The sequence below is a fragment of the Rhodococcoides kyotonense genome (assembly GCF_001645385.1).
GTDB classification, from domain to species: domain Bacteria; phylum Actinomycetota; class Actinomycetes; order Mycobacteriales; family Mycobacteriaceae; genus Rhodococcoides; species Rhodococcoides kyotonensis_B.
Map to the genome: position 1 here is coordinate 58378 of NZ_LVHI01000013.1, position 23114 is coordinate 81491.

The 23114-nt window shown below is 63.3% G+C and carries 23 protein-coding genes; 18 read left to right on the forward strand and 5 right to left on the reverse strand.

Annotated features, from left to right (window positions below):
• The first annotated feature begins 25 nt into the window (after window positions 1–25).
• From A3K89_RS12775 to A3K89_RS12835, 14 genes are all read left to right on the forward strand, one after another.
• The gene (locus A3K89_RS12775; protein ID WP_051364808.1) at window positions 26–325 is read left to right on the forward strand and encodes a hypothetical protein; all 300 of its coding nucleotides are present in this window, start codon (window positions 26–28) and stop codon (window positions 323–325) included.
• On the forward strand, window positions 322–528 hold the full coding sequence (locus A3K89_RS12780; protein ID WP_068426414.1) for a hypothetical protein: 207 nt from the start codon (window positions 322–324) through the stop codon (window positions 526–528). The genes A3K89_RS12775 and A3K89_RS12780 overlap by 4 nt, the downstream gene beginning before the upstream one ends.
• The gene (locus A3K89_RS12785; protein ID WP_068426415.1) at window positions 525–794 is read left to right on the forward strand and encodes a hypothetical protein; all 270 of its coding nucleotides are present in this window, start codon (window positions 525–527) and stop codon (window positions 792–794) included. Before A3K89_RS12780 ends, A3K89_RS12785 begins: the two co-directional genes overlap by 4 nt.
• Before the next feature lie 53 nt (window positions 795–847).
• A complete protein-coding gene (locus A3K89_RS12790) occupies window positions 848–1486 on the forward strand; it encodes a hypothetical protein (RefSeq protein WP_068426417.1) in 639 nt (212 codons plus the stop codon).
• Complete coding sequence (locus A3K89_RS12795) at window positions 1483–2322, forward strand: hypothetical protein (RefSeq protein WP_068426420.1); 840 nt, start codon at window positions 1483–1485, stop codon at window positions 2320–2322. Before A3K89_RS12790 ends, A3K89_RS12795 begins: the two co-directional genes overlap by 4 nt.
• Window positions 2319–3881 (forward strand): hypothetical protein, encoded by a 1563-nt coding sequence (locus tag A3K89_RS12800; RefSeq protein ID WP_068426422.1) that lies wholly within the window; start codon window positions 2319–2321, stop codon window positions 3879–3881. The genes A3K89_RS12795 and A3K89_RS12800 overlap by 4 nt, the downstream gene beginning before the upstream one ends.
• Complete coding sequence (locus A3K89_RS12805; protein ID WP_068426425.1) at window positions 3878–5383, forward strand: SCO6880 family protein; 1506 nt, start codon at window positions 3878–3880, stop codon at window positions 5381–5383. The genes A3K89_RS12800 and A3K89_RS12805 overlap by 4 nt, the downstream gene beginning before the upstream one ends.
• 53 nt (window positions 5384–5436) lie before the next feature.
• The gene (locus A3K89_RS12810; RefSeq protein WP_068426428.1) at window positions 5437–7308 is read left to right on the forward strand and encodes an ATP/GTP-binding protein; all 1872 of its coding nucleotides are present in this window, start codon (window positions 5437–5439) and stop codon (window positions 7306–7308) included.
• A complete protein-coding gene (locus A3K89_RS12815) occupies window positions 7308–7646 on the forward strand; it encodes a transposase (RefSeq protein WP_068426431.1) in 339 nt (112 codons plus the stop codon). The genes A3K89_RS12810 and A3K89_RS12815 overlap by 1 nt, the downstream gene beginning before the upstream one ends.
• Entirely contained in the window at window positions 7643–9268 is a 1626-nt protein-coding gene (locus A3K89_RS12820; protein WP_068426434.1) for a M23 family metallopeptidase, read from the forward strand. The genes A3K89_RS12815 and A3K89_RS12820 overlap by 4 nt, the downstream gene beginning before the upstream one ends.
• Window positions 9269–9304: 36 nt before the next feature.
• Window positions 9305–9703: a hypothetical protein gene (locus tag A3K89_RS12825; protein ID WP_068426435.1), complete on the forward strand. Its 399-nt coding sequence runs from the start codon at window positions 9305–9307 to the stop codon at window positions 9701–9703.
• A gap of 73 nt (window positions 9704–9776) precedes the next feature.
• Window positions 9777–9917 (forward strand): hypothetical protein, encoded by a 141-nt coding sequence (locus tag A3K89_RS25755; protein WP_157105316.1) that lies wholly within the window; start codon window positions 9777–9779, stop codon window positions 9915–9917.
• On the forward strand, window positions 9914–10486 hold the full coding sequence (locus A3K89_RS12830; RefSeq protein ID WP_068426437.1) for a hypothetical protein: 573 nt from the start codon (window positions 9914–9916) through the stop codon (window positions 10484–10486). The genes A3K89_RS25755 and A3K89_RS12830 overlap by 4 nt, the downstream gene beginning before the upstream one ends.
• Window positions 10487–10554: 68 nt before the next feature.
• Window positions 10555–12942 carry a DNA topoisomerase III gene (locus A3K89_RS12835; RefSeq protein ID WP_068426440.1) on the forward strand — a complete coding sequence of 796 codons (2388 nt, stop codon included), beginning with the start codon at window positions 10555–10557 and terminating at the stop codon, window positions 12940–12942.
• A gap of 69 nt (window positions 12943–13011) precedes the next feature.
• On the opposite strand, the gene A3K89_RS12840 is transcribed toward A3K89_RS12835, so the two are convergent.
• Both A3K89_RS12840 and A3K89_RS12845 read right to left on the reverse strand, forming a co-directional pair.
• The gene (locus tag A3K89_RS12840; protein WP_068426442.1) at window positions 13012–13374 is read right to left on the reverse strand and encodes a hypothetical protein; all 363 of its coding nucleotides are present in this window, start codon (window positions 13372–13374) and stop codon (window positions 13012–13014) included.
• Between the two features lie 85 nt (window positions 13375–13459).
• Window positions 13460–13828: a histone-like nucleoid-structuring protein Lsr2 gene (locus A3K89_RS12845; protein WP_068426444.1), complete on the reverse strand. Its 369-nt coding sequence runs from the start codon at window positions 13826–13828 to the stop codon at window positions 13460–13462.
• A 219-nt stretch (window positions 13829–14047) separates the two neighbouring features.
• Between A3K89_RS12845 and A3K89_RS12850 the strand changes: the two genes are divergently transcribed.
• On the forward strand, window positions 14048–14383 hold the full coding sequence (locus tag A3K89_RS12850) for a hypothetical protein (RefSeq protein ID WP_068426447.1): 336 nt from the start codon (window positions 14048–14050) through the stop codon (window positions 14381–14383).
• 150 nt (window positions 14384–14533) lie between these two features.
• Here the strand turns inward: A3K89_RS12850 and A3K89_RS12855 are convergent, their stop codons facing one another.
• On the reverse strand, window positions 14534–15583 hold the full coding sequence (locus tag A3K89_RS12855) for an Abi family protein (protein WP_084423770.1): 1050 nt from the start codon (window positions 15581–15583) through the stop codon (window positions 14534–14536).
• 234 nt (window positions 15584–15817) lie between these two features.
• On the opposite strand from A3K89_RS12855, the gene A3K89_RS12860 reads away from it, so the two are divergent.
• Window positions 15818–17299 carry a hypothetical protein gene (locus A3K89_RS12860; RefSeq protein WP_068426450.1) on the forward strand — a complete coding sequence of 494 codons (1482 nt, stop codon included), beginning with the start codon at window positions 15818–15820 and terminating at the stop codon, window positions 17297–17299.
• Window positions 17272–17754 carry an ASCH domain-containing protein gene (locus tag A3K89_RS12865; protein WP_254303518.1) on the forward strand — a complete coding sequence of 161 codons (483 nt, stop codon included), beginning with the start codon at window positions 17272–17274 and terminating at the stop codon, window positions 17752–17754. The genes A3K89_RS12860 and A3K89_RS12865 overlap by 28 nt, the downstream gene beginning before the upstream one ends.
• A 234-nt stretch (window positions 17755–17988) precedes the next feature.
• Here the strand turns inward: A3K89_RS12865 and A3K89_RS12870 are convergent, their stop codons facing one another.
• A complete protein-coding gene (locus tag A3K89_RS12870) occupies window positions 17989–18924 on the reverse strand; it encodes an abortive infection family protein (protein WP_068426452.1) in 936 nt (311 codons plus the stop codon).
• 138 nt (window positions 18925–19062) lie between these two features.
• Between A3K89_RS12870 and A3K89_RS12875 the strand changes: the two genes are divergently transcribed.
• Window positions 19063–22377 (forward strand): type ISP restriction/modification enzyme, encoded by a 3315-nt coding sequence (locus A3K89_RS12875; protein ID WP_068426453.1) that lies wholly within the window; start codon window positions 19063–19065, stop codon window positions 22375–22377.
• Window positions 22378–22421: 44 nt separating this feature from the next.
• On the opposite strand, the gene A3K89_RS12880 is transcribed toward A3K89_RS12875, so the two are convergent.
• On the reverse strand, window positions 22422–22913 hold the full coding sequence (locus A3K89_RS12880; RefSeq protein WP_157105317.1) for a hypothetical protein: 492 nt from the start codon (window positions 22911–22913) through the stop codon (window positions 22422–22424).
• Window positions 22914–23114 lie beyond the last annotated feature (201 nt).

The window sequence follows — 23114 nt, forward strand, 5'->3', positions numbered from 1 at the left end:
TCAACCAACACCCAAGGAGAACACCATGATTGCCAGCCTCACCGCATCGACGACCACGTTCCTCGCGCAGAACATCGGCGACGTCAGCCCCCAAGCACCGGACGGCCCCACCGGGGACAAGATCTTGACCCTGCTGTCCTGGCTGATGTGGGGCTGCATCATCGCCGCCGTCGCCGGAATCATGATCTGCGGCGCGATGCTCGCGTACGAGAAAATCTCCGGCGGAGGCCAAGGCGGCAACGCAACCGGGAAACTCGTCGGCGGACTGTTCGGGTCCATCGTCATCGGTGGTGCCGCGGGCCTGGTCAACATGCTCGTCCTATGACCATCCTGAACGGGGCACTGTGGGGTCTGATCATCGCCTCGCTCGTCGGAGTCATGGTCGGCGGCGGTGAGCTTGCGTACGACCAGTTCAGGGGTTGCGGGTGCCAGGCCAACCAGCGGGCCACCGGACTGCTGTACGGGTCGATACTGCTCGGATTCGTTGCCGGAGTGGCGAATACAGTGGTCACGGCGGCGATGACATGAACACCCACGTGCTCGCGCAACCACCGACCTCACCGGTCGAGTGGCCGGACGAGGTGTGGCAGCCGATCATGACCGGCCTGTCGTGGCTGCTCTGGTTCGCCATCGTCACCTGCATCGCAGCACTGTTCGTGTGCGGGGCGGTATTCGTCAACCAACGCAAATCCACCGGAACACAGATGGTCGAGGACGCCACACTGGTCCGGATCTTGATCTGCGCCGCCATCATCGGATCCGCATCCGGAATCGCCCAAGCCGTACTCGCCTGACAAGCCCACATTCCCTGCGCCCGAACTGCACTCGACCCGAAAGGCCTCTCCTGATGACCGTCTCCCGCACACTTCGGATCGCCGCGACAACGGCGACCGTCCTTGCTCTCGCTGCGTGCGGATCCGGCAACGACGACTCACCCGCCGCTGCCCCGGATCCGGCACCGGATCTGCGGTCCGCCCCGGCCGAGCTGACCTGGCGCGAGGTAGCAGGGGTATCGGTGCCGACTTCACGGGTCGATGGCCCCCATACCGGAACGTCGGTGAACCGCAGCGGATACGCACAGACCCCGCAAGGCGCTGTCCTGGCCGCGATCAACGGGCAGACGGCACTCGCCGTCGCCGACGACCGCTCGTGGCCGGAAGTGGTCAACACCGTGACCGCACCCGGACCCGGTCGCGACGAGTTCGCGGCCGCCCGCGCCGCCGTCACCGTCTCCGGATCGGTCCCGGCTGACGCGGCACCGAAGTTCGTCGGGTTCGAGGTCACCGACTACTCCAGTGATCCGCTTTCGGCGGGGGTGTCGGTGGCACAAACCATCGGAACCGGAACCGAGTTGTTTTCCTATCCGGTCGCGCTGCAATGGATCAGCGGCGATTGGCGGATCGTGCTACCCACTTCCGAGGAAAACATCGACGCCGTCGAGATCGACAACCTCGACGGCTACACCACATTGGAGCGCACCCCATGAACCGTCGGCTACGTACCGTCCTGATTACCGTTGCTGCGATCGTCATCATCGCCATCATCGGCGCGATCGTGTTCATCATCCCGAACATGAACGACGACGACACCCCGACGACCACCGCTGGTCCACCGCCCACGACCGCAGCACCTACCCCCGGTGACTCCGAGCTCGACACCGGCGCGGAAGGCTTCGGTGTTCCCGACGCGGACCTGTCCGGGCGCACGGTGATGGTCCCGAACAACCCTGCTGGCCAACCACTGCCGCAGCGAGAACCGACCGGGCCGCGAGTCGAATGCACGAACGACGGCCGACCGGTGACGTCCCCGGAGTCGATGATGATTCAACGCAACTTCGGTGTCTCGACCCTGTACTCCGAGACGGATGGTCCGTCGTACATCGACGGCCTGGTCCTCGCCGGCTACACCCGCACCCCGCAAGGCGCGGCACTGGCCGCCGCTAACTTCCTACCCCGCGGCCTCGCGGGCGGACCCGTGGCTGTCGAATCCACGGAGAAGCTCACCCTGATACCTGACGAGAAGATCGGTACCCAGGAGAAGAAAGAAGCAGAACTCGCGAAACCGGTCAACACCGAGACTGTGGCATTGCGGGCACCCATGGCGTTCAAGATCCTCTCCTGCACGGACAGTTTCGCCGTCGTCGAGCTCGCTCAGATCCGCGATGTCGATGACGCCGGTAGACGGATGCAGAACCCGACCTACACAGGACTGCGCCTGAATATGGCGTGGGATGGTGGCACCTGGAAGGTCAGCAAACTCGACGGTGCCACTACTGGCGGCCCGTACAGCTCGCTCGATGGTTTCACCCGGTGGGCACTGTGACCCGCACAGCGGCCTTGGCCGCCCGTGCTGTCGTCATTGCACTGCTCTCACTGATCGCGGTCGTCGGAGCCAGCGGACTCGCACACGCCCAAGATCCGACACCGGCACCCGCACCGAATCTGACCGAGCAGATCAACCCCGACGCCGACGGCAACGACTTCCAGCAACAACGACGCGAGTGCGTCGCCGAAGGCTCGCCGGTCCTCGGTGACGGTTGGCTCAACGATGCGCTCGAGGGAACCGCGGTCGGTGGCTTCATGGACGAGGCACTGTGCCTGGACAACGCGTTCAGTGATCACCCCGGTGACGCGTTCTCTACCGCTGTCGACTCCGCAGTCTCGACATTCTGGGGTGACCCGGTCGGGGACTTCGCCAAATCGGTGATGGAAGGCAACACCCAAGCATTCCGGTCGGTGATGACGTTCTGGATGTCCTCTGGCATACCCGGATTGGCCGCAGAAAACGCCATGTCGGGGCTGCGGAACCTCATATCCGGGTTCACCGTCGTCGCCTTGTTCGCCTCCATCATCATTGCGATGATCAAGCTCGCGATCGCCCGCAAACAAGCGGTGATGGAAGGAGCCACCGAGACCGCGACCATGCTGGTCCGCACCGTCGTCACCGTGTCACTGCTGCCGATCCTGGTGTTGATGTTCCACCAAGGCGGAGACATCGCCTCGGCATACGCGCTGGAAAAGTTCGTCGGCGGCGATCTGAACGAAAAAATCACTGCCATCACGGCATTCGACGACAAGACCGGTCTCGGCCCGATCCTGGCGCTCGCGTGCGCTGGGTTCGCGTTCCTCGGGTCGGTCGCCCAGTTGATCGCACTGTTGATCCGTGAGGCGGTGCTGTGTGTCGTCGTCGCCGTCATCCCGCTCGCTGCTGCCGCGTCGGCCACCGGCACCGGGCGCAGCTCCTACAAGTCGATGATCGCCTTCACTCTCGGCGCGTTGCTGTTCAAGCCGGTCGCGACGCTGCTGTACCTGTTCGCGTTCTGGGCGTCGTCGGCGTCGAGCTCCGACCAAATCGCGACGGTCATCATCGGCTCCGTCCTCCTGGCGATCATCGGGTTCTCCCTGCCGACCCTGATCAAGATCGTCGCTCCCGCAGCGGACACCATCTCCGCCGGTGGCCGCGAAGTCGGTCAGCTCGGCGCAGCAGGCGGGGCGGTGATGGGTGCCGGTGGGATGGCTGCATCCCGTGCCCTCGGCTCGGTCGCGAACTCCGTCGGCGGATCCTCGGGTGGCGGCAAGGGCGGGTCTTCGGGTGCGGCCGGTACCGGCGCACGTTCGTCTCCCGGTTTCCAGGGCCGCTACAACGGTGGATCGAGTCCCTCGCACGCGGGCGCATCGTCCGGGCCGATGGGCGCAGCCCGCAGAGTCGGAACGGCCGCTGCATCGGCCGGCCGCACCGGTACCTCGGCAACCCTGCGCGGCGCAGCAGGGGCACTCAAAGCCGCGGGCACCGTCGGCCGCACCGCCGGATCGGTCTCGACGACTCTCGGCTCGGCCGCTGAAGGCGCAGTCGGCAACTACCACGGACGGATTCAACGATGAGCGCGCAGCTCGAGGCCCCGTACGAGCCGCCGATCTATTCGGCAGGTAACCGGCCGCAGAGCACGTTCGCGTTCGGCCTGCCGACGAAGGTCATCGCCTACGGTGCAGGGTTTTTCGCAGTCTCGTTCGCAGTCCTGATCTTCGTCCACGTCGTCGTCGGACTGGCTCTGATGGGTGTCGGCGCGCTCATCCTCACCCCTCTGGTCATCGCCCCGAACGGCCGAACCCTCTACGAGACAGGACAACTGAGAATGCAATGGATGCGGCGTAAGCACATCGACAAGTCCACGGAGTACCACGCCGGACCGCACTCGAGGATCCCCGGTGGCCGCTACAAGCTCCCCGGCCTGCTAGCCCGCACCAAGGTCTACATGGGAATCGACCGTCACGGCAACGAGTTCGGGATGATCCACAACCCCGACGATCACCGCTACACCGTCGTATTCGATGCCCTCCCGGGCGGTGACGAAGCGATCGTCCAGCGCGACAAAGACCTCTACACCGCCGACTGGGGCGTCTACCTCGCTGACCTCGGACTACCCGGCGACATCGTCGGAGCTGTGGTGGTGGTGGAGAACATCCCCGCGACCGGACTGCGCCTGGCACGGCGCGCCGAACACGAACTCGTCCCCACCGCACCGCCCCTGGCTGCGTCGTTCGTCGAGCAGTCCGCCGTCCGGATGCCCTCGGGACGCCACCGCACCCTGGCGCGGCTGTCGATCACCTTCCGCGCCACCACCCGCGAACGCCAGAAGGACCCCGAAGAGATGGCCACCGAACTGGCCCGCCGCCTGCCGGATCTGTACGAATCGCTCTCCGGTGCCGGAATCGACGCCCAGCCGATGACCGCCGCCGAGATCACCGCCGCCGTGCACCGCTCCTACAACCCCTCGACCGAGAACGACTTCGAGGAACTCGAGATCTCCGGCGAAGAGCACGGCGTCGACTGGGACGACGCCGGACCGGGACGCGCGAAGACAGAGTGGGGCCACTACCGCCACGACGGCGGAGTCTCGGTCGTGTGGGAGATGGCCGCACCGCCGGAATCGGTGTTCACCGACACCGTCCTCAAACCGCTCCTGCAGCCGCACGACGACATCCCGCGAAAGCGATTGACGCTCGTCTACCGCCCCTACACCGCCGGGGACGCCGCGAAGAAGGTCGACAAGCAACACCGAGACGCCCTGCACGCGATCAACTCTCGCGGCAACAAGATCACCTCCGCCGGGTCGGAGAAGCGGCACGAGATCGCCGAGCAGGCCCGCCGCGAGATGGTCTCCGGAGCCGGATACGAACGCTATTCGGCACTGCTGACGATCACCGTCGGATCGGTCGAAGAAATTGCGAACGCGGCCGCCGTCACCGAATCCCTCGCCGCCCGCTCCCGCCTGCGACTGCGGCGTGCGTTCGCCTTCCAGGACGCCGCGTTCGCCGCCGGCCTCGGCGTCGGAGTGCTCCTGCCCGATCAAATCTCCACCTCGATCCTCGTGCGCCGCAGCTAGAGCGCCGCCGACCGCATCCGGCCCACCCCTGCCCGAGAAAAGAGACACTCACGATGACGACGACCGACCACCGCCCGCGCAGGGACTACGACCCTCGGTACGACGAGGCCAGGTCCGACGAGCCCGACCTGTACGAGACGTCAACGCCGCAGCCGTCGGCGTTCGTGCGGTGGATCATCGGCGACACCGACTACGCCGAGCTCGCCGCCCTCATCGCCACCGGCGACGCCGAAGAGCCCTCCGCTCTTTCCCGGCGCGGCCTCGGGCTGACCCGGTGGCGCAACGACCACCCGCGGGCCGAACAAGCCGTCCACGAGGCCGCTGGGGACCCGTGGTGGCGCGCAGCACTGTCCAGCAGTGCGCGCGGTCTCAAAGGAGCCGGTGGTGGCCGGATGTCGACCGTCCCGGCCCCGATCGAGTACGAAGCGACGTCGGTGCAGATGTGCGGACTGAACCCGTGGGCGATCGGCGCGGCCGCACCCTCGGCGGGCACCATCGTCGGTCAGCACGCCATCACCGGCAACGCCGTCTCGTGCGATCCGTTCGCGTACTTCCGCGACAAGCTCATCGGCAACCCCTCGATGTTCGTCCTGTCCCTACCGGGCCTGGGGAAGTCGACGCTGATCCGCAAGATTCTCCTCGGGGCGTGCGGATGGGGGCAGACCCCGATCGTCGCCGGCGACATCAAAGGCGAGTACGTCAAGCTCACCCACCTCGTCGGCGGGCAGGTGATCACCCTCGGACACGGCGGTGGACATCTCAACCCCCTCGCCGCCGGTGCCCTCGGGCAGGCCGTCGTCCGCGCGATCGCCGCCCGCGACGAGGCCACCGACCCCGATCGGATCGCCGAGCTCGACGAGCTGATCGACGTCGCGACCATCACCATCTCCACCCGTCAGATCAACGCCGTCTGCGCCCTGGTCGAGCTGATCCGCTACGACACCCACTCGGTGAAGGCCTTCGAGAACTCGCTGATCGGGATCGCGCTGCGTGAGCTGTACGCCGACGGCGGATTCTCCTACACCCACCCGCCGCTGCTGAAGGACCTCTACGCCCGCATCGACGCTGGATCGGCGGACATGCTCCAAGCTGCCTACAAGACCGACCGCGAGGGCTACCGCGAGGCGATCACCGAACTGATGCAGGCCCTCGGCGCACTGACCTCAGGCCCACTCGGGGACATCTTCGCCGACCACACCACCGAACCGATCGACCTCGACGCACCGATGATCTGCATCGACGTCTCTTCCCTCGACCGCGGCGACACCACCCTCAAAGCGGCCGTGATGCTCTCCTGCTGGGCCGACGCCTACGGCACCGTGGAAGCGGCGCACCTGCTCGCCGACGCAGGCCTGGACCGCCAGCGGCTGTTCCTGATGGCTCTGGACGAGCTGTGGCAGGTCATCGGCGCAGGCCCGGGCATGGTCGCCCGCGTCAACGAGATCACCCGCCTCAACCGCACCGACGCGACCGGGCTACTGATGATCACCCACACCGGCCGCGACCTCGAAACCCTGCCCACCGAAGCCGATATCAAGACCGCCAAGGGGTTCATCGACCGCGCCGGCATGGTCGTGTGCGGAGGCCTGCCGATCGGTGAGGTCGAACGCCTCTCGGGGGAGCTGAAATTCACCGACGCCGAAGCAGGCATGGTCACGTCCTGGTCGCGAGGTGCGGCGCTGCGCGGGTCCGAACGCCGCACAGTCCGTAACCCGATCGGTCGCGGGAAGTTCCTGATCAAGGTCGCCAAGGACAACACGCCCGGTATCCCCATCCAGACGGTGCTCACCGACGTCGAATACGACACCGGGGTCCACGACACCAATGCCCGCTTCGCCGAGTACTTCGCCGGCGGCCAGCACCACTCCGCCGATACCGACGACGCCCACTACGCGCACGACACGGCACTGGTCGGAGCGCAGTGATGACCGCCGAGTACCCCCGCGCCGAATACCCGGCACAGACCCGCGCGTGGGCGCTCGAGGAATACGAGAAATCTCGACACAACTATGCCTCCCGCGCCGAATGCGTTGCAGCCTTGGCTGTCTCGATCGGGGCGCATGAGAACACCGTGGCCCGGTGGATCAAGGACAAGTACGGCTCGTCGCGTCGCCCCGCAGCGGACGAGGTGGCCGCGCGACTTCGTGCCGCTGAGGAGGAGATCACGCGACTGCGTTCGGAGAACCGTTCCCTCACCGAGCGTTTGGCCGCCCACGCCCCGCGATCGATCGGCGCGGAGTCGATTTCGGTGGCCGCGTTGTGAAGAAAGGCGGCGCGATCGCTCTGACCGTCGTGCTCGCGCTGGCCCTGTTCGTGGTCCTGTTCGTCACCACCGGTGTCCGTGAAGAAGTCACCGACTGTGTCCCCGGTCGTGGCATCTCCTCCGCCGCGGGCGGTGTTCCGGCCGGGTCGTTCGCCAAACCGGTCAAGACCACCGAATCGACCGTGTCGAGCCCGTTCGGGACGAGGTGGGGCACCAACCACAACGGCATCGACCTGGCCGGTCCCGTCGGGACACCGATCTACGCCTACGCCGACGGCGTCGTCTCGAAAGCCGGACCCGCCGACGGGTTCGGCATGTGGATCGTCCTCGATCACAACATCGACGGCCAGATCGTCTCCACCGTCTACGGCCACATGTTCCCCGACGGTGTGCTCGTGAAGGTCGGGGACCGCGTCACCGCCGGTCAGCACATCGCCAACATCGGCAACAACGGACAGTCCACCGGCGCACACCTGCACTTCGAGTACCACCCCGGCGGCTGGGCACCGGGCAACGCGATCGACCCACAACCCTTCTACGACGCCGCCGCTGACCCCGGCACCGGAGCGACCGGCCAAAGCCCACCCCAGTCGACGAGCACCCCGGCCACACCCGCACCCTCGACCAGCGACTCCACCGAGATGGCCGCTCTCCCCGCCACCGTCGGATCCGAAGAGCACTTCCAGGTCGACACCGTCCGCGTCGCCCGCGCCGTCCACGCCAAGTTTCCGCAGATCACCACCATCGGCGGGTGGCGCGCCGACGGTGGGGGATTCGACGACCACCCCTCCGGACGCGCGGCCGACATCATGATCGACAACTGGTCCTCCGAGGAAGGAAAAGCACTCGGCGACCAGGTCAAGGACTACCTGTGGGCGAACCGCGACTACCTCCAGATCGAATACATGATCTGGCGACAGGAATACATCCCTTCCCAGGGTGAACCGAACACCATGGAGGACAGAGGGTCTCCCACCCAGAACCACTTCGACCACGTCCACGTCACCACCGTCGGCCACGGCGCACCGGCACCCGGGCAGACCTACGGACCCGTCCCCGGCGGCGGCGGATCCGCACCGAAAGCAACCGGCACCTGCACCACCGCACCTGGTGCCGGTCTCGGTGATCACGCGAACCTCGCCGCCGGCCAGATCCCTCCGGAGTTCGAGCCGTGGCTCGCCCTCTCGGCCGCGCAGTGCCGCGAGCTCTCACCCGCGATCCTCGCCGCCCAGCTCAAGCAGGAATCCGGCTTCACTCCGGGCCTGACCAGTCCCGCCGGGGCCGAAGGGTATGCGCAGTTCCTCCCCGGAACGTGGGCGTCGTTCGGTTTCCCCGTCGACGACAAGGGCGTCGTCACCGGAGCTGCGGGGGAGGGGGATCCCAACGACATCGGCGACGCCGTCATGGCGCAGGGACGGTACAACTGCTCGGTCGCCGACACCCTACGACCGGGCATCGAATCCGGCTCTATCACCGGCGATCCCGTGGAATTGATGCTCGCCGGATATAACGCCGGCCCCGGAGCGGTACAGCAGTTCGGCGGCGTCCCGCCCTACTCGGAAACCCAGAACTACGTCACCACCATCACGGCCACCGCATCCGACTACGACTTGGCCCGATAGCCGCCACCGACCAAAGCTCGACGGAAAGGCCCACTCATGAGCACCGCACCGACACGCACCAGCCACCACCTGACGTCCCACGACCGGCATCGAGCACTGACAGCCCTTGCTCTGACCTCGGTCATCGTATGGACGGTATGGGCTGTTCCCGTCGCCCGATTGATCCTGGAGTCGATGATCACCACGATCGAGGACAGCGGCCGCGCCGCGGCTACCCGTGACGTTCTCGCACATGGTTGGTGGGCCGTCATCGTCGTCACCGCGGCGATGACCATAGGCAGCGTCGTCGCTGTCGCCGACGCCTCTGCGCGAGCGCAGAACTGGACTGTCACTGCGCTCCGTAAAGCCATCCACTTGGCGGCGACCGCGCTCGTCATGTGGGCGATCTGGACGGTCAGCGTGGTCGCCGCAGCAGGAGTCCCCACCGTCGGCTAGCGCTGCACACACCCATATTTGTTGTCGGTGGCCACCAGGACACTGGCACCATCACAGACCAAGGAGCACAGACATGGCACAGATCCTCCACAGCCGCCAAGCGGACGAACCGATCCTCGACTGGCTCGAAGTTATCGCCAAAGCCGCTGCACTGGGCCAGATCTCCGACACCGACACAGCGAGCGGACTCGACCGGCAGGACGCCACGACATGAGCCGCAGGGCCGGCCTCCTGTTCGTGTGCCTCGGTCTCGTCGGTGCGGTGACCATCGCGGCCGTGATCGTGTTCCTGTCCCGTGGTTCGGACACACCGCCACCACCGGGTACCGACGCCGGAATCGCCATCGACCCGTCCGCCACCGACCCCGTGGGTGTCGCGACGTCGGTGATGTCCGCTGTGTACACCTGGCAACCGGCAGTGCAGGATTCCCCGTGGGATGCCCTGCACGCGCAACGCGACAACTTGACCGGATCGATGGCCACCGCCGCGACCACGCCACCCGATCCAGCGCCGCAACCGATCCCGGAATGGCCGGCGTGGGCGCGCAGCGGAGACGTCGTCACCGCCGTCGCTCGACCGGACACCAGCGTCTACGCCGACGGCACAGCCGCCGAGATGGACGGTGACAACCAGGCCACCGTGGCTGTCGTCATCGACCGCGTCGTCCAACACCGCAGCGGTGAGATCACCCCGTTCACCGGCTACACCGGAGCCGTCGACCTCGAACGCACCGACGACGGCTGGAAAGTCGCGAACTATCGCCTCATCAGCGCAGGTCTCTAGCCGACTGGCCACCGGCAACACCCTCGCTGTCCACACGCCGCACGCACCGCAGAGAAGGATCTATTGTCATGGGAAAAGTAGGAATCCTCACCGAAAAGCCCTCCGCAGCACGTAACTTTGCCGCAGCACTGGGCGGTATGAGCGGCACGTTCGAGGGCACGGAGTACGTCATCGTCCACGCTCGCGGCCACCTGCTGGAATTGAAAGACCCCGCCGCGATGGTGCCCACGCCTCTCACCGACAAGTACAAGAGCTGGGAGCTCGAACATCTCCCGTGGAACGCCGACGACTTCCGCTGGGAGCGAGAGATCCGACGCCGGGTGTCCGGCGGCAAGCTGGTCACCGATCCGGACGCGAAAAGCCTGCTCCACGAACTGAAAACGACCCTCTCGGACTGCGAAAGCATCTGCAATGCAGCCGATCTCGACCCCACCGGTGAAGGCTCACTCCTCGGCTGGGAGATCGTGGAATACCTGGGCCTCGAGAACAAGAAGCTCGAACGCATGGAGTTCCTGGACGAAACCCCCGCATCGCTACGTACGGCCTTCACAGCCCGTCGACCGGTTACGGCGATCGCCGCCGAAGGCGACTACCGCAAGGCCGACTTCCGGTCCAAGTGGGACATGCTCTCGATGCAGTTCACCAGACTCGCGACCAAAACCGCGGGCGCGACCACCGTGCTCCGAAACGGCCGACTCAAGTCCGCAATGGTCGTGATCGTCGGCGACGGACTCGACGCACACAGGAACTACGTCAAGAAAGCGTTCTACGAGAACCGGTTTCGGGACGAGAACGGTGTCACGTACACCGACCCCGAGGTCGATCGATTCGAGAACGAGAACGATGTGCCCGGCGGCCTCGAGTCGTCACCGGTCGTCCACGACGGGACCACACGCAAGAAGACAGGGCCGCCGCGGTTGATGGACCTCGCAGCCCTGTCGTCGCTGCTGGCGAAGAAGGGCTTCGGAGCCAAGAACGTCCTCGACACCTACCAGAAGATGTACGAGGCGCAGGTGGTGTCCTACCCGCGCACCGAGGACAAGTTCATCTCGATCGAGCAGTTCAACGAGCTGCTCCCACTGGTCGACGCGATCGCCGGTGTGGTGGGCGTGGATCCGGCGGCGCTGAGCCATCGCGGGCCCCGTACGAGCCACGTCAAGTCCGGCGGCGCGCACGGTGCCAACCGCCCGGGACCCAACGTCCCGACGTCCCTGGACGCAGTGGAGAAGACCTACGGCGAGTTGGGCAAAGAGATCTACGAGCTCCTCGCGAAGAACTACCTGACGATGCTCGCGCCCGATTACGAGTACGACCAGCATCGCGGCCACGTCGAGCAGTACCCGAGCTTCGTCGGCTCGCTGAACGTGCCCGCAGTGCTCGGATGGAAAGGTGTGTTCGTCGTCGAGGAAGAGGACGGCGAGCGCGACGAGCAACCCACTGGTGTGACGGCGTTGGGTACTGTCGCGGACCCGTTCGTCCACGAGGGCTTCCCTGCGCGGCCGCCGCATCCGACGATGGGATGGTTGATGAAACAGCTCGAGAAGCGGAGCGTAGGTACCGGCGCGACCCGGACGAGCACCTATGCCGAGGTCACGAACAACGCGGGCGGCAAGGCCTTGATGATTGAGAAGCGCGGCAAGATCACCCTCAGCGCGATCGGTGAACTCAACCATCGGATCCTGCCGGGCACGCACATCGGGGATCTGACGCTCACCGAGCAGGTCTTCGAGCAGATGGCGCAGATCGAGGCCGGAACCGGCGAGGCAGCCGACTACCTGTCCCTCGTAGCGGATCTCGTTCGTCACGACCTGCAGACGATGAAGGCCAATTCGAGCAGGCTCCCCGGCGAGCTCACGGCACGGATGGGCAAGGCCGGGGTGACTCGGGCGGCGGTGGAGATGATCGAACTGCCACCCGAGCTGCACTTCACCCATGCAGGCACGGTCGTGACCCGCACGAAGCGAGTCTTCGGTGGCCACCGATTCACCGACACCGAAGTAACGGCACTGCTCACCGGTCAGGTCATCGAAATCATCGCAACAAGCGCGAAGTCGGGAAAGACATTCACCTGCACGGGAAAACTCGAACCAGGCGTCAGGGAGAAAGACGGCAAGCAGTACCCACACGTGAGCTTCAACCCTCGATTCGAGGAGCGTGCACCTCGGACCGATCTGGTCAGCGGAGTGTGGAAAGGCAAACCGGTCACATTCAAAGGCCGCGGATGGGGTGCCAACGACCACTGGCCGGGAAAGGACTTCACCGAGCAGGAACTCGAGAAGCTACTGGCCGGAGAGACCATCGAATTCGACGCCACAAGCAAGACAGGCAAAACGTACCGGGCCAAGGGCGCACTGGCCGCAGGTACCTACCAGGGCAGCAAGACATTTGGATTCAAGCTGAAGTTCGAGGACCGCAAATCCACCGCAGGCACCAAAAGACGCACCGTGCGTCGGTAAACGGGTGCCGCAGGACAGCAGCGGGGTCGTACGCCTGCACCCATCAAGAAACGAGTTCGAGCGGCGGGTTCAGAAGAAGGTCAGCTGTGCCTCGTCGACGCGGACACGTCCGGGCTTCGTCCGGCGGGGTCGGACCGGGGGAGCGTGCCGAGCCGGCACCGCCGGTGCGGAACCTTCGGCGATGCCGAGTTCGACGCACGCGCGGCGCGCCAATTCCTCTCGTACACGCGACCGTTCGGCCACGCGCGCACGTCCGATCGCCGTGTCTCGGGCACTCCACTCCAACTCCCACGCCGCCGATCCCGGAGGCGGCGCGCCCACAGCCCGATCGGTTACCCGATCGAGCAGTTGATCGATCCTGTCGATCAGAACCTCGGCAAGCCCATCGAGCACGTGATCGGGCACCGCAGCCACGCCGACGTTCTCGCTCATACGGGGCAATCTAGTGTTCCTCCGAACAGATCGGGGTCAGAGTGGGCGACGAGTGACGTTGCACTGCGGAGACTCCACGGCATGGTCAGTGAGCAGCGTTGTACGCCTCTTCGATGTCGGCCGGGATACGTCCGCGGTCGCTGATCGGGTGACCTTGATCGAATGCCCACTGCCGAATTGCGCGTGTCTGCGCAGGATCACGCGTGGCCGGTGTCCCGGTCTTCGCGGGCGTCGTCGCGCCGGCGGGGGAGGGCTTGCGCTTGCGGCCGCCTATCCGCGTCGAATGCTCGATGTAGTAGTCGAGCTTTCTGTGAAACTCTATGGCGTTCTTCGCTTTCAGATCTATCACGTACTCGACACCGTTGACCGCGAATTCGATTGTCTCGCCGGATTCGTCGTCGATGACCGACCCGTCGATATCGTCCACCAATTGGGTTGTCACTCGTTTGGCCACAGCCGCAAAACCTTTCGATCACACAATGTCACGAATTCGATAATGCCCAGCCTAGCCACAAACGAGCTGCCGAGCTCCACCCCCTGCCACCGTCGGAAAGGGCGCGCCTCGATGCCCGTTCCGTCCTAGAAACACACATTGAGCAGTCGATACGAGCAACGATAGAATTGTCCACTCCGACGCAGCTCGTACACGTGCGACTCACAGGAAAGGATCCGAATGTCCGAACCTGCGGCACCATCGACCGACAACGACCGGCCTGTGGAGGAACTACAGAGCACCACGGACGAATACGTTCATGCCCCGAGAGACGATTGGTACACCGAAAACGACCTCGTGGAGATGGGATACCGCCGCGAGGCCCTGGTCGATCTTTTCGGGAAACCGATTCCGGGACACGACGGGTCGATCGGATGGACCGTCTCATCGGTATCGAAGATCGAGCAGACCCAGTTGGCCCCTGCCTACGAGTTGATCGAGGCGGCTTTCGGTGCGTTCAACGACGCGGCCGACACCATGACCTCGCGCGTGATGTATAGCTCGTTCGATTCCTGACGTCTCCGAGAATCCGCTGCATATCAGACGGTAGGCCCACATCGCGCCGACCAGTTCGTGCGAGCGGGAGGATCGACAACCTTTGTTGCACAACGCTTCCTAGCGTTTACCTGACATAAGATCCGTTATCGGCAATGAAATTCACTTTCGTCACGGGTGACGAAAGCTATCAGGAATCACGCCCGAAGCAACGTGTTGCCATAGGGGTAACTGTTTCCAGTCGGGTGGGAACCCCATCTCGAGTGGAGTGCGAATGGAGGAAGGCAGAAAGGAGCGGTCGATCAGGCTCTCCAGTTGCTTGATCCATGTGCTACCAGGCGATGTCGTCTGCAGCAGGAACGCAGCCGCGGAAATTGTGCCGTAAATTTTGTCGGATTGAGCGGGAAGTCCGTCGAACAGTGGGACCGACCGTAACGAACTTGTTCCGATTGGAACGAGCGTCCGATTCCATAGCCGAGAATGATGAGCGGAGATATTTCGGACGATTGTGAGCTGCTCGAGAAGGTTCGCCAGAGTACTGCCTGGACCTGCGGCCCGGCGTCGACGGTTGCGCCTGGCGGCTGACGATCCACGTCCGCGTCGTGGGCCGGTGGTTTCCGGAGCTGGCGTCGGCGGGATGCCGAACCAACACGCAATCGCGTCACGGTCTTCTTCCTGCATTCCGGCGAAGAGCTTTGATAGATCGCTGAAGTCCAACACGTCAGTGAGGACCCAAATCGGAACCCGTCCGGCGTAGTTGTCGAAGTGATGTTTGAGCGACTGATCCTTGTTCCTTTGGCGTTTCACCCGACCGAACGCTGTTGCGAGCCAATCCATATGGTCACCGTTACCAACGAATAGTGGGTCGAAGTTGTCACCGTCGAGGTGCGACATAGGTCCGCGGGAACCGAGGGTATGCCCTACCTGGCTGCGGATGGCGACTTCCACGCGTTCGATTGCGCTCAGCATGTATGTCTTTAAGTGCCGGTCGAATTCGTACAGGCGGACGATCTCGTCGAATGTCGTACCTGACACAAACTGGCTTCCCGACCCCGAATCAACATTTGGGTCCACGAACGGGTACCAGTAGCCGCTGAGCCGGTAATACCCGATCGCTCTCAACCAGCGATCTGCAATGCTGGAGTCCGGGATTGCCATCCCCCGCGACTCTAACCGCTCGACCTGCTGGGCGATCGTCAAGAAAGGTTTGAGGTCAGCCATCACCAGAGTATAGAAATCCGGCCCGCACCCAGCTGAGCTGAGGCGGGCCGAACGATTGCAACGATGGTAGCGCAAGTGGGGTGTTGGCGACAAGCAACTGGAGGGCGACACTCACACCCTCATCCCCACGACGACGTGCTGTGCGCAGATACTGGATCACTGAACCCGTATCTTTGGTGTCTACCGTCGACACCCGGATGGCGACCCGAGGTTGGACGGATAGGAGATCTCGTCGTGTACGACGGAAGCGTTACAGACTCCCCCCGCCTGCTGCTAGATACGAATGTCGTCATCGCCCATGAGAACGACGGCTCAGAGCCGCACCTCAACGCGGCCGCGGCGGACACCCTCGTCCAGCTCGCACGACATCTTGGATTCGAGCTACTTCTCAGCAGCGGCACACGCAGCGATTTCGTCAACGCTCCCGACCAAATACGCCATGCGCGGCTACGGACCCTACAAAAGTACTACCGGGTGCTGGACCGAGTCCCAGAAAACCCACTCGTCAGGCAGCAATTTCCCCGTCATCTTTCGACAAACAACGCGGCCGACCTCGAAGTACTGTCGACCTACGGAACAGGATTCCCAACTGTTCTGGTCACCGAGGACAACGCCATGCGGGGACGGGCCGCCCGAGCCGGACTCACCAATGTGTTCGACATCGACGCGGCAATCGACTGGCTTCGAGAGCTCCAAGATCCGGCCCTGAACAACGCAGCATCAGCCGCGATCGTGCCGGCCTATCAGATCAACCGCAACGCCGATCTCTTCGCCAGCCTCAGAAGCGACTACGAGCCTTTCGACCGGTGGTGGTCCGACAAAGTCGTCCATCAGGAACGGCCAGCCATCATCCTGGGCTCACCCTTGGCCCCGGATGGTTTGGCGGTACTCAAAGAAGAAACCGGTACGTTCGAGCTCGGCGAACGCCTTTTGAAAATCTGCACTTTCAAGGTGCAGGACGGCAGCGGGTCAGGTCAAGCGCGACGTGGCGAGCTCCTACTGAGAGCCGTCATCGACTACGCAGCGGCCCGCAATTACCCCGCTATGTATCTCACGGCCTGGCCGAAACACGAGAAACTGGTTGGCTGGCTGAAGCAATTCGGCTTCTTCCAACACACGGTAACCGCGGACGGCGAACTGGTGATGGCCAAACACCGCGTTCCACCGCCGGGGCAGGTACCACTGGCACCGCTCGATCACGCCATCCGGTACGGCCCTCGTTCCCTAAGAATCGAAGAGGCGCACGTCGTGCCGATCAGGCACCACTACCACGATCGTCTGCTACCAGACAGCGACGACCAGGGTTCGTTGTTCGAGAATGAGCCGTGCGGAAACGCAATCCGGAAGGCATACCTATGCCGCTCGAACACGAGGCTGCTAGAGCCCGGCCATCTTCTGGCTTTTCTTCGAACAAAGCCTGACGAGGAAGCTCGGGTAACTGCTGTCGGTGTCGTAGAGCAAACTTTGGTGAGCGCCCGGCCGAGCCAGATTGCGGCATTCGTGCGGGGGCGAACCGTCTACGACTATCAGGAGATCGAGCGAATGTGTTCCAGGGGCAGCGTCCTTGCAGTCCTGTTTCGACTCGATACCCGGACTTCGCCCCCCTGGCCGGCCGCTACCTTGCGTGCCGCCGGTGTCATGTCGACATCGCCCCAGAGCATTGCCAGGGTTTCGAAGGGAGGTGTCGCGTGGATTCGCACCCAGTTGGACGCGTGATTCTCATGTCCTTCCATCCGGAATACGCTCAGCGCATCTTGGACGGCACCAAACGAGTTGAGTTTCGGAAACGCCGCATTGCCGATGACGTCACACACGTCGTTGTGTACGCAACTGCTCCGGTCAGTGCGGTAGTCGGAGCGTTCGAGGTACGAGACCAGCACTCTCTGAGCCCGCACAAACTGTGGCTACGCTTCGAGGAAGTCGCAGGCATTGGCATCAAGGACTACGCGAACTACTTTTCGGGCCGAGAGACCGGAGTCGGAATCGAGGTGGGCGACACCTGGAGGGCACACACGCCGATGTACCTGCGTGAAAGTTTCGGCATCGCTCGCCCCCCACAGAGCTTCCAATACCTGGCCGATGACACCGCCGTGCTCACACTCAAATCGTTGAACAAGCAACAAAACTCGCAGGCAAACGACGGCCCCGAACTACAAGTCGACCGACGTTGATTACCGCTGGGCTGTCGACGTAGACGGAGAAGGTTTGCGGCGCAGTCGCTTGCCCGGTGTCGCCACACCTGACACTCATGGCGACGGTCCGACCGACGGAGAATTGCTTCGACGCCTCATCGCCGGAATTCCGGCGGGGATCGCGAACGGATACCACCACGGGTCCGGATCGACCGGGCGTCGCCACGCTCCTCGGATGTCGTCGTAGGCCGATTGGAAGTAGCGCGTTTCGATCTACCGTGTGTCCCATACATCGAACAGGAATTCGCTGATGGCCACAGCTGAGTTCAGGGCGAGCCGGGCGTGTCGTCGATCGGCGGTGCTCGGAGATCCTCGGCCGTGACCGGTTCCGATTTTGTTTCGCAGCTCGCCGAGGCTTTGTACCGAGCTGGCGAGTCCTCGTAACAGCCCGTTGACGGCCGAGCTCGCGGCGGCGTCACCTTCGACTGATTTACCGGCGATGTCCAACGCTTTGCTGGTCGCTTTGTAGAGGGTTGGGAGGTCGTCGCTGCGCTTGTAGGTCCCTCCAAGGTCATCGAGGATTTGGATGAACACAGACTCGATCAGCTCTTTGCACGCGCCGATGGCAGCTTCGGGATCCGTTGCGATGCTTGCTTCGATACGTCTCAGATGTCGATCGAGAGTTGTACGGTCGTCGAGTGTTGCTCGGTCGAGGACCAGGCCGGCGGGGCGGTCGCCATGGAAGCTACTGATTCGTCGCCAGTTGTAAAGTGTTCGCCCACTGACGGTTCCGTCTGCGACCAGCTCGTAGTTGTCGGGGGCGAGCAGTTCGTTGAGGCGAATTACCATGGATTCTGCGATCTCGGGGTCTCGTACGAGAGGGTGCACGGTGCGGGTGAGAAACCGAAGGAAAGCCTCATCTGGACCGGTGCGGATGTTGAACCTGGTGTCCCCGAAAACCCAGCCCTCTCCCCAGTCGTTGTTGTTGATGCAGTGCTGGTGTATGTCGCCGGCGGCGTCGGTGTACCGGCGGTCAGTGCTGGGAAGGTCGTGCAGGTCGTATAGGGCGCTCAGGAAAGTGACTTCGTCGAGTTGGCCCACCCAGAAATAGTCGCGATCGAGTGTCAGTGTGTCTATCACTGCCTGGCGAGTGATGTCTGTGATCTCGCGAGCCGTGTGGGATCGGCGCGCAGGGTCCGCGGGGTTCATCGGACAAGTTTCGCTTAGGTCGTGTGCAGGCCTGCAGCTTGGTACAAAGGTGGCTTCTCGGCCCAGCCGATCAAGCCTCCCGGACGCCGGGCCCGCGCGTTCAACGGTTACGGTTTGCGAACAAATGGAGGTAGTCAGATGACGTTTGCGGACCTTATCGCCCAGTTCGGTACCAGTGCCAAAGACAAGCTCGACGGGCCGGGAGAGCGCGAAGCGCTGCTTTCCGGCCCTGTCGCCAGGTTGATCGAAGACCTGGGTGCCGAATCTGGCATGAAAACCGTTGCGCACGATGAGGTTCGAGAGCAGGACGGATCGGTTCGCCCCGATTTCGGTGTTCGTGTCAACGGGGTCTTGGTGGGGCACATCGAGCTCAAAGCGCCAGGGGTAAGTCTCGACCCAGAGAGTTACGGAAAGACGACCCACAACTACCGGCAGTGGCAGCGCCTGAAAGAACTTCCCAACCTACTTCACACCAATGGCGTGGAGTGGCGTCTGTGGCGATACGGCGAACTGGTGGACGAGCCGGTCAGCCTTCACACACCCAGTCTGACGCGAACACGAGGCAAGCTCACAGCACCGAGTCGCATGGAGATGCTGCTCAACAGCTTCCTGCGGTGGGAGCCCGCACCGATCTCATCGGTCTCTAAACTGGTCGACACCTTGGCACCGCTGGCTCGGATGCTTCGCGAGGAAGTTCGGTTGGCCCTCAAGGCAGAGCGGCGAGCAATCAAAGCTGGCGCAGATCCTGACCTACAACCGTTCCTCGGCATAGCTCGAGACTGGCGCATACTGCTGTTCCCGCACTCCCGAGACGAGGAGTTCGCAGACGGCTTCTCACAGACGGTGGTCTTCGCTCTGGTTCTCGCTGTCAGTGACGGGATCGACATCAGTGCTGGAACGTTGCACGATGTCGCCCGCAAGCTCGAAGGCAACTACAGCCTGATGGGTAAGGCTTTAGACCTGCTGACCGCCCACATCACCAAGACCCCCACATGGACCGCCATCGAAATAATCGCGCGGACTCTCTCCGCCGCACGGTGGCCCGCGATCGCTGCTGGCGGCGACGACGTCTATCTACACCTCTACGAGCACTTTCTGGGAACGTACGACCCCGAGAAGCGCAAAAAATCCGGTTCGTACTACACCCCGGTCGAAGTGGTGGATGCGATGGTCCGACTCACAGACGACGCTCTGAAAAGTCACCTCGGCAAGCCCGAGGGATTGCGCAATCCCCACGTCAGCATCATTGACCCCGCGATGGGGACAGGAACATATCCACTGTCTGTGCTCAGGCACGTCGGTGCCGCTGCTGCTCAGCAGTACGGCCCGGGGGCTGCGTCGGAAGCAGTTGCCAGCACCGTTGCACGCTTGTATGGAATCGAACTGCAGTCCGGGCCGTTCTCCGTTGCCGAGTTGCGAGTGTCCGCCGCGCTGCGCGATTCAGGGGCGCAGATGCCTGCCTCGGGACTGAATCTCTACGTCGCTGACACTCTCGAAGACCCCTACAGTGCGAGCAAGACGCAACTTTCCTACACACTGCAGCTGATTGCCAAGCAACGACAGCAAGCGAACGCAGTCAAACGCGAGCGCAATATTCAGGTCTGTATCGGCAATCCGCCCTACAAGGACCATGCCGGCGGCATGGGCGGATGGATCGAGACCGGCAGCGATCCAGCTACGAACCTGCCCCCGTTGAATGCGTTCAAATTGGAGGGAAACGGGCGGCACGAGCGGCACCTGAGCAACCTCTATGCCTACTTCTGGCGATGGGCCACATGGAAGGTCTTCGAATCGACGAATCATCCTGATGTTCGCGACGGCGGCAGCGGCGTAGTCTGCTTCATCACTGCTACCGGGTACCTTTCAGGTCCTGGGTTTCGCGGAATGCGACAGTACTTGCGGTCGACTTGTTCGCATGGGTGGATCATCAACGTCACGCCGGAGGGCAAGCAGCCCCCGAGTAAGAACGCCGTGTTCAACATCGAAACCCCTGTGGCCATTGCGATGTTCCTGCGTCGCTCGGACACCGACGCAGACGTACCCGCTGATATCCGATACATCGACGTCAATGGAACTCGAGGCGAAAAGTTCGAGCGCCTCGCAAACCTCCAGCTTTCCGATCCGGGTTGGCAACAAGCTCGCACTGGCTGGACCGACTCGTTCGTCCCGGCAGGCTCCGACACCTGGGACCAATACCCTGCTGTCGATGATCTGATGCCATGGCGGGCAAACGGCGTCCTCGCGGGGCGGGGCTGGGTGTACGGACCCAGTAAAGACATCCTCGAAGAACGCCTTCGAGATCTAGTCAACGAATCCGATCCGGCCGTGAAGTCGACCAAATTCGGCGAGGGACGCGACGCATCACTGACCAAAACGAAAACACCACTGTTCGGTGACGATGTCGAGACCGACACCCTGACACCTTTCAACTCCACAGTCATCATCACGGACCCCAAGATCGTGCGCGTCGGCTATCGGTCTTTCGATCGACAATGGCTGATCGCGGATAAACGGCTGATCATTCAGCCCTCACCGGACTTATGGCACGCACGCATACCGGGCCAGGTTTTTACGATCGAGCTCCATTCAGAGTTTCCGAAGTCAGGGCCAGGGCTTGTTTTCACGTCGCTCATTCCTGACGTCCACCATTTTCGCGGCAGTGGTGGAGGCCGGGCGCTTCCGATGCTGCATCCTGACGGAACGCCTAACCTGGCCGCGGGTTTGGTCGAAGCATTGCGAGCCCAATTCGATCTGGGCGTCGCCCCCGCCGATGTTGTGTACTACCTCGCTGCAGTCTGCTCGCATCCCGGGTTCGTCGAGCGTTTTGCCGCCGATCTCAAGACCCCGGGCGTGCGAGTCCCCATTACAACGAACCCAGAACTATGGACCCGAGCCGTTCAACTCGGAAGGCACATCGTCTGGCTTCACACGTACGGGGACCAGGGCGAACACCCCTCAGGAAAGATCTCGGTTCAGGAGGGAGTCCAGCCAGGATCCGCACACCCGATCTACGCGACATCTGTCGGCAACTCGATGCCGTCGTCCGTTGATTACGACCCTGAGTCAGAAATCCTACGGCTAGGCGAAGGGCGATGGACTGGAGTGACCCAGGCGGTCCGCGACTATACCGTCGGCGGCGCGAACATCATAGATTCATGGACCGGTTACCGGCTCGCAAGGCCCAAGGGAAAAAGAAGATCGCCCCTCGATAGCGTCAATGTCACAACGTGGCCCGCCGAATGGTCGATCGAGTTCTCCGACCTATTGAGTGTCTTGACACAACTGATCGACCTCGAACCGGCCCAGCAGTCTCTGCTCGAGGACATTCTCGACGGCGAGGTGCTTACGGCCGACGAGTTGGCGACTATGGGAGTGCGGTGGCCTGCGCAAACAGGAGACAAGGATCGCCAGCCCCGCAAGGCTGCTCGTGGTGGTCTACTCGATGAGGCGTAAGTCCGCGAGGACCAACGACCGTGCTGCGAGCCGCTCGAGTGAAATCATCGCCTGAACCCCCGGCGAGAATCGCGGGGTTGTTCGCCCAGGCGGGGTGTGAACCACGTATCGCAAGGGAAAATCTGTAACCACTGCACGGCAGTGGCGGGGTGATAGAACGCTTCGGCGTCACGATCGTCCATCAGGCCGTCCGAGACGGCATCCCAGTCGCCGTCGTGAGGATGAGCATCGAGGGCGGCGACGTCTTCGCCGTATTCGGCGTCGGACAGAGCGGCCGAGGCCTGCAAGATAACGATCATGAGCGCCAGTTGCTCGGCCATCGTGCGGGGACGGGGAAGGCGGCCGGCGTCGAGGTCTTCGGCCAGGTCGTCGAATGATCGGGCCATCTGGCGTCGCCATAGGACTGATTCGTTGTAGGTGCACTCCGGCAGTCGGTCGAACAGATCCCACCAGTCGGTCGGGTCGACAGGATCGTCGCCGCGTTCTTCGATGTCGTCGTACGCGCCGTCGGCGCATACCCACGCGTGGATCCGCATCAGCCTCCGCTGCCGATCGGTGAGAAAGAACCGCGGGACGAACTCGATGACATCACCCATAACTGTCATGCTGCCGGTCCGTCGCCGAGTCACGCACGACTTCGATGCCTTTTCGCTGCAGAGACCCAGGTTGAGCGGGTATACGGGGTGATCACAGGACGTGACTAAGCGTCTGGCCGAGAGGATGCGAGAGCAGCCGGC

What these genes read in the sequence shown, in the direction of transcription:
- A3K89_RS25755 (WP_157105316.1), top strand. Translation starts at nt 9,777, where the DNA reads ATGGCACAGATCCTCCACAGCCGCCAAGCGGACGAACCGATCCTCGAC.
- A3K89_RS12810 (WP_068426428.1), top strand. Translation starts at nt 5,437, where the DNA reads ATGACGACGACCGACCACCGCCCGCGCAGGGACTACGACCCTCGGTAC.
- A3K89_RS12855 (WP_084423770.1), bottom strand. Translation starts at nt 15,583, where the DNA reads ATGGCTGACCTCAAACCTTTCTTGACGATCGCCCAGCAGGTCGAGCGG.
- A3K89_RS12880 (WP_157105317.1), bottom strand. Translation starts at nt 22,913, where the DNA reads ATGCGGATCCACGCGTGGGTATGCGCCGACGGCGCGTACGACGACATC.
- A3K89_RS12870 (WP_068426452.1), bottom strand. Translation starts at nt 18,924, where the DNA reads ATGAACCCCGCGGACCCTGCGCGCCGATCCCACACGGCTCGCGAGATC.
- A3K89_RS12830 (WP_068426437.1), top strand. Translation starts at nt 9,914, where the DNA reads ATGAGCCGCAGGGCCGGCCTCCTGTTCGTGTGCCTCGGTCTCGTCGGT.
- A3K89_RS12790 (WP_068426417.1), top strand. Translation starts at nt 848, where the DNA reads ATGACCGTCTCCCGCACACTTCGGATCGCCGCGACAACGGCGACCGTC.
- A3K89_RS12875 (WP_068426453.1), top strand. Translation starts at nt 19,063, where the DNA reads ATGACGTTTGCGGACCTTATCGCCCAGTTCGGTACCAGTGCCAAAGAC.
- A3K89_RS12805 (WP_068426425.1), top strand. Translation starts at nt 3,878, where the DNA reads ATGAGCGCGCAGCTCGAGGCCCCGTACGAGCCGCCGATCTATTCGGCA.
- A3K89_RS12815 (WP_068426431.1), top strand. Translation starts at nt 7,308, where the DNA reads ATGACCGCCGAGTACCCCCGCGCCGAATACCCGGCACAGACCCGCGCG.
- A3K89_RS12780 (WP_068426414.1), top strand. Translation starts at nt 322, where the DNA reads ATGACCATCCTGAACGGGGCACTGTGGGGTCTGATCATCGCCTCGCTC.
- A3K89_RS12795 (WP_068426420.1), top strand. Translation starts at nt 1,483, where the DNA reads ATGAACCGTCGGCTACGTACCGTCCTGATTACCGTTGCTGCGATCGTC.
- A3K89_RS12825 (WP_068426435.1), top strand. Translation starts at nt 9,305, where the DNA reads ATGAGCACCGCACCGACACGCACCAGCCACCACCTGACGTCCCACGAC.
- A3K89_RS12785 (WP_068426415.1), top strand. Translation starts at nt 525, where the DNA reads ATGAACACCCACGTGCTCGCGCAACCACCGACCTCACCGGTCGAGTGG.
- A3K89_RS12850 (WP_068426447.1), top strand. Translation starts at nt 14,048, where the DNA reads ATGTCCGAACCTGCGGCACCATCGACCGACAACGACCGGCCTGTGGAG.
- A3K89_RS12840 (WP_068426442.1), bottom strand. Translation starts at nt 13,374, where the DNA reads ATGAGCGAGAACGTCGGCGTGGCTGCGGTGCCCGATCACGTGCTCGAT.
- A3K89_RS12775 (WP_051364808.1), top strand. Translation starts at nt 26, where the DNA reads ATGATTGCCAGCCTCACCGCATCGACGACCACGTTCCTCGCGCAGAAC.
- A3K89_RS12835 (WP_068426440.1), top strand. Translation starts at nt 10,555, where the DNA reads ATGGGAAAAGTAGGAATCCTCACCGAAAAGCCCTCCGCAGCACGTAAC.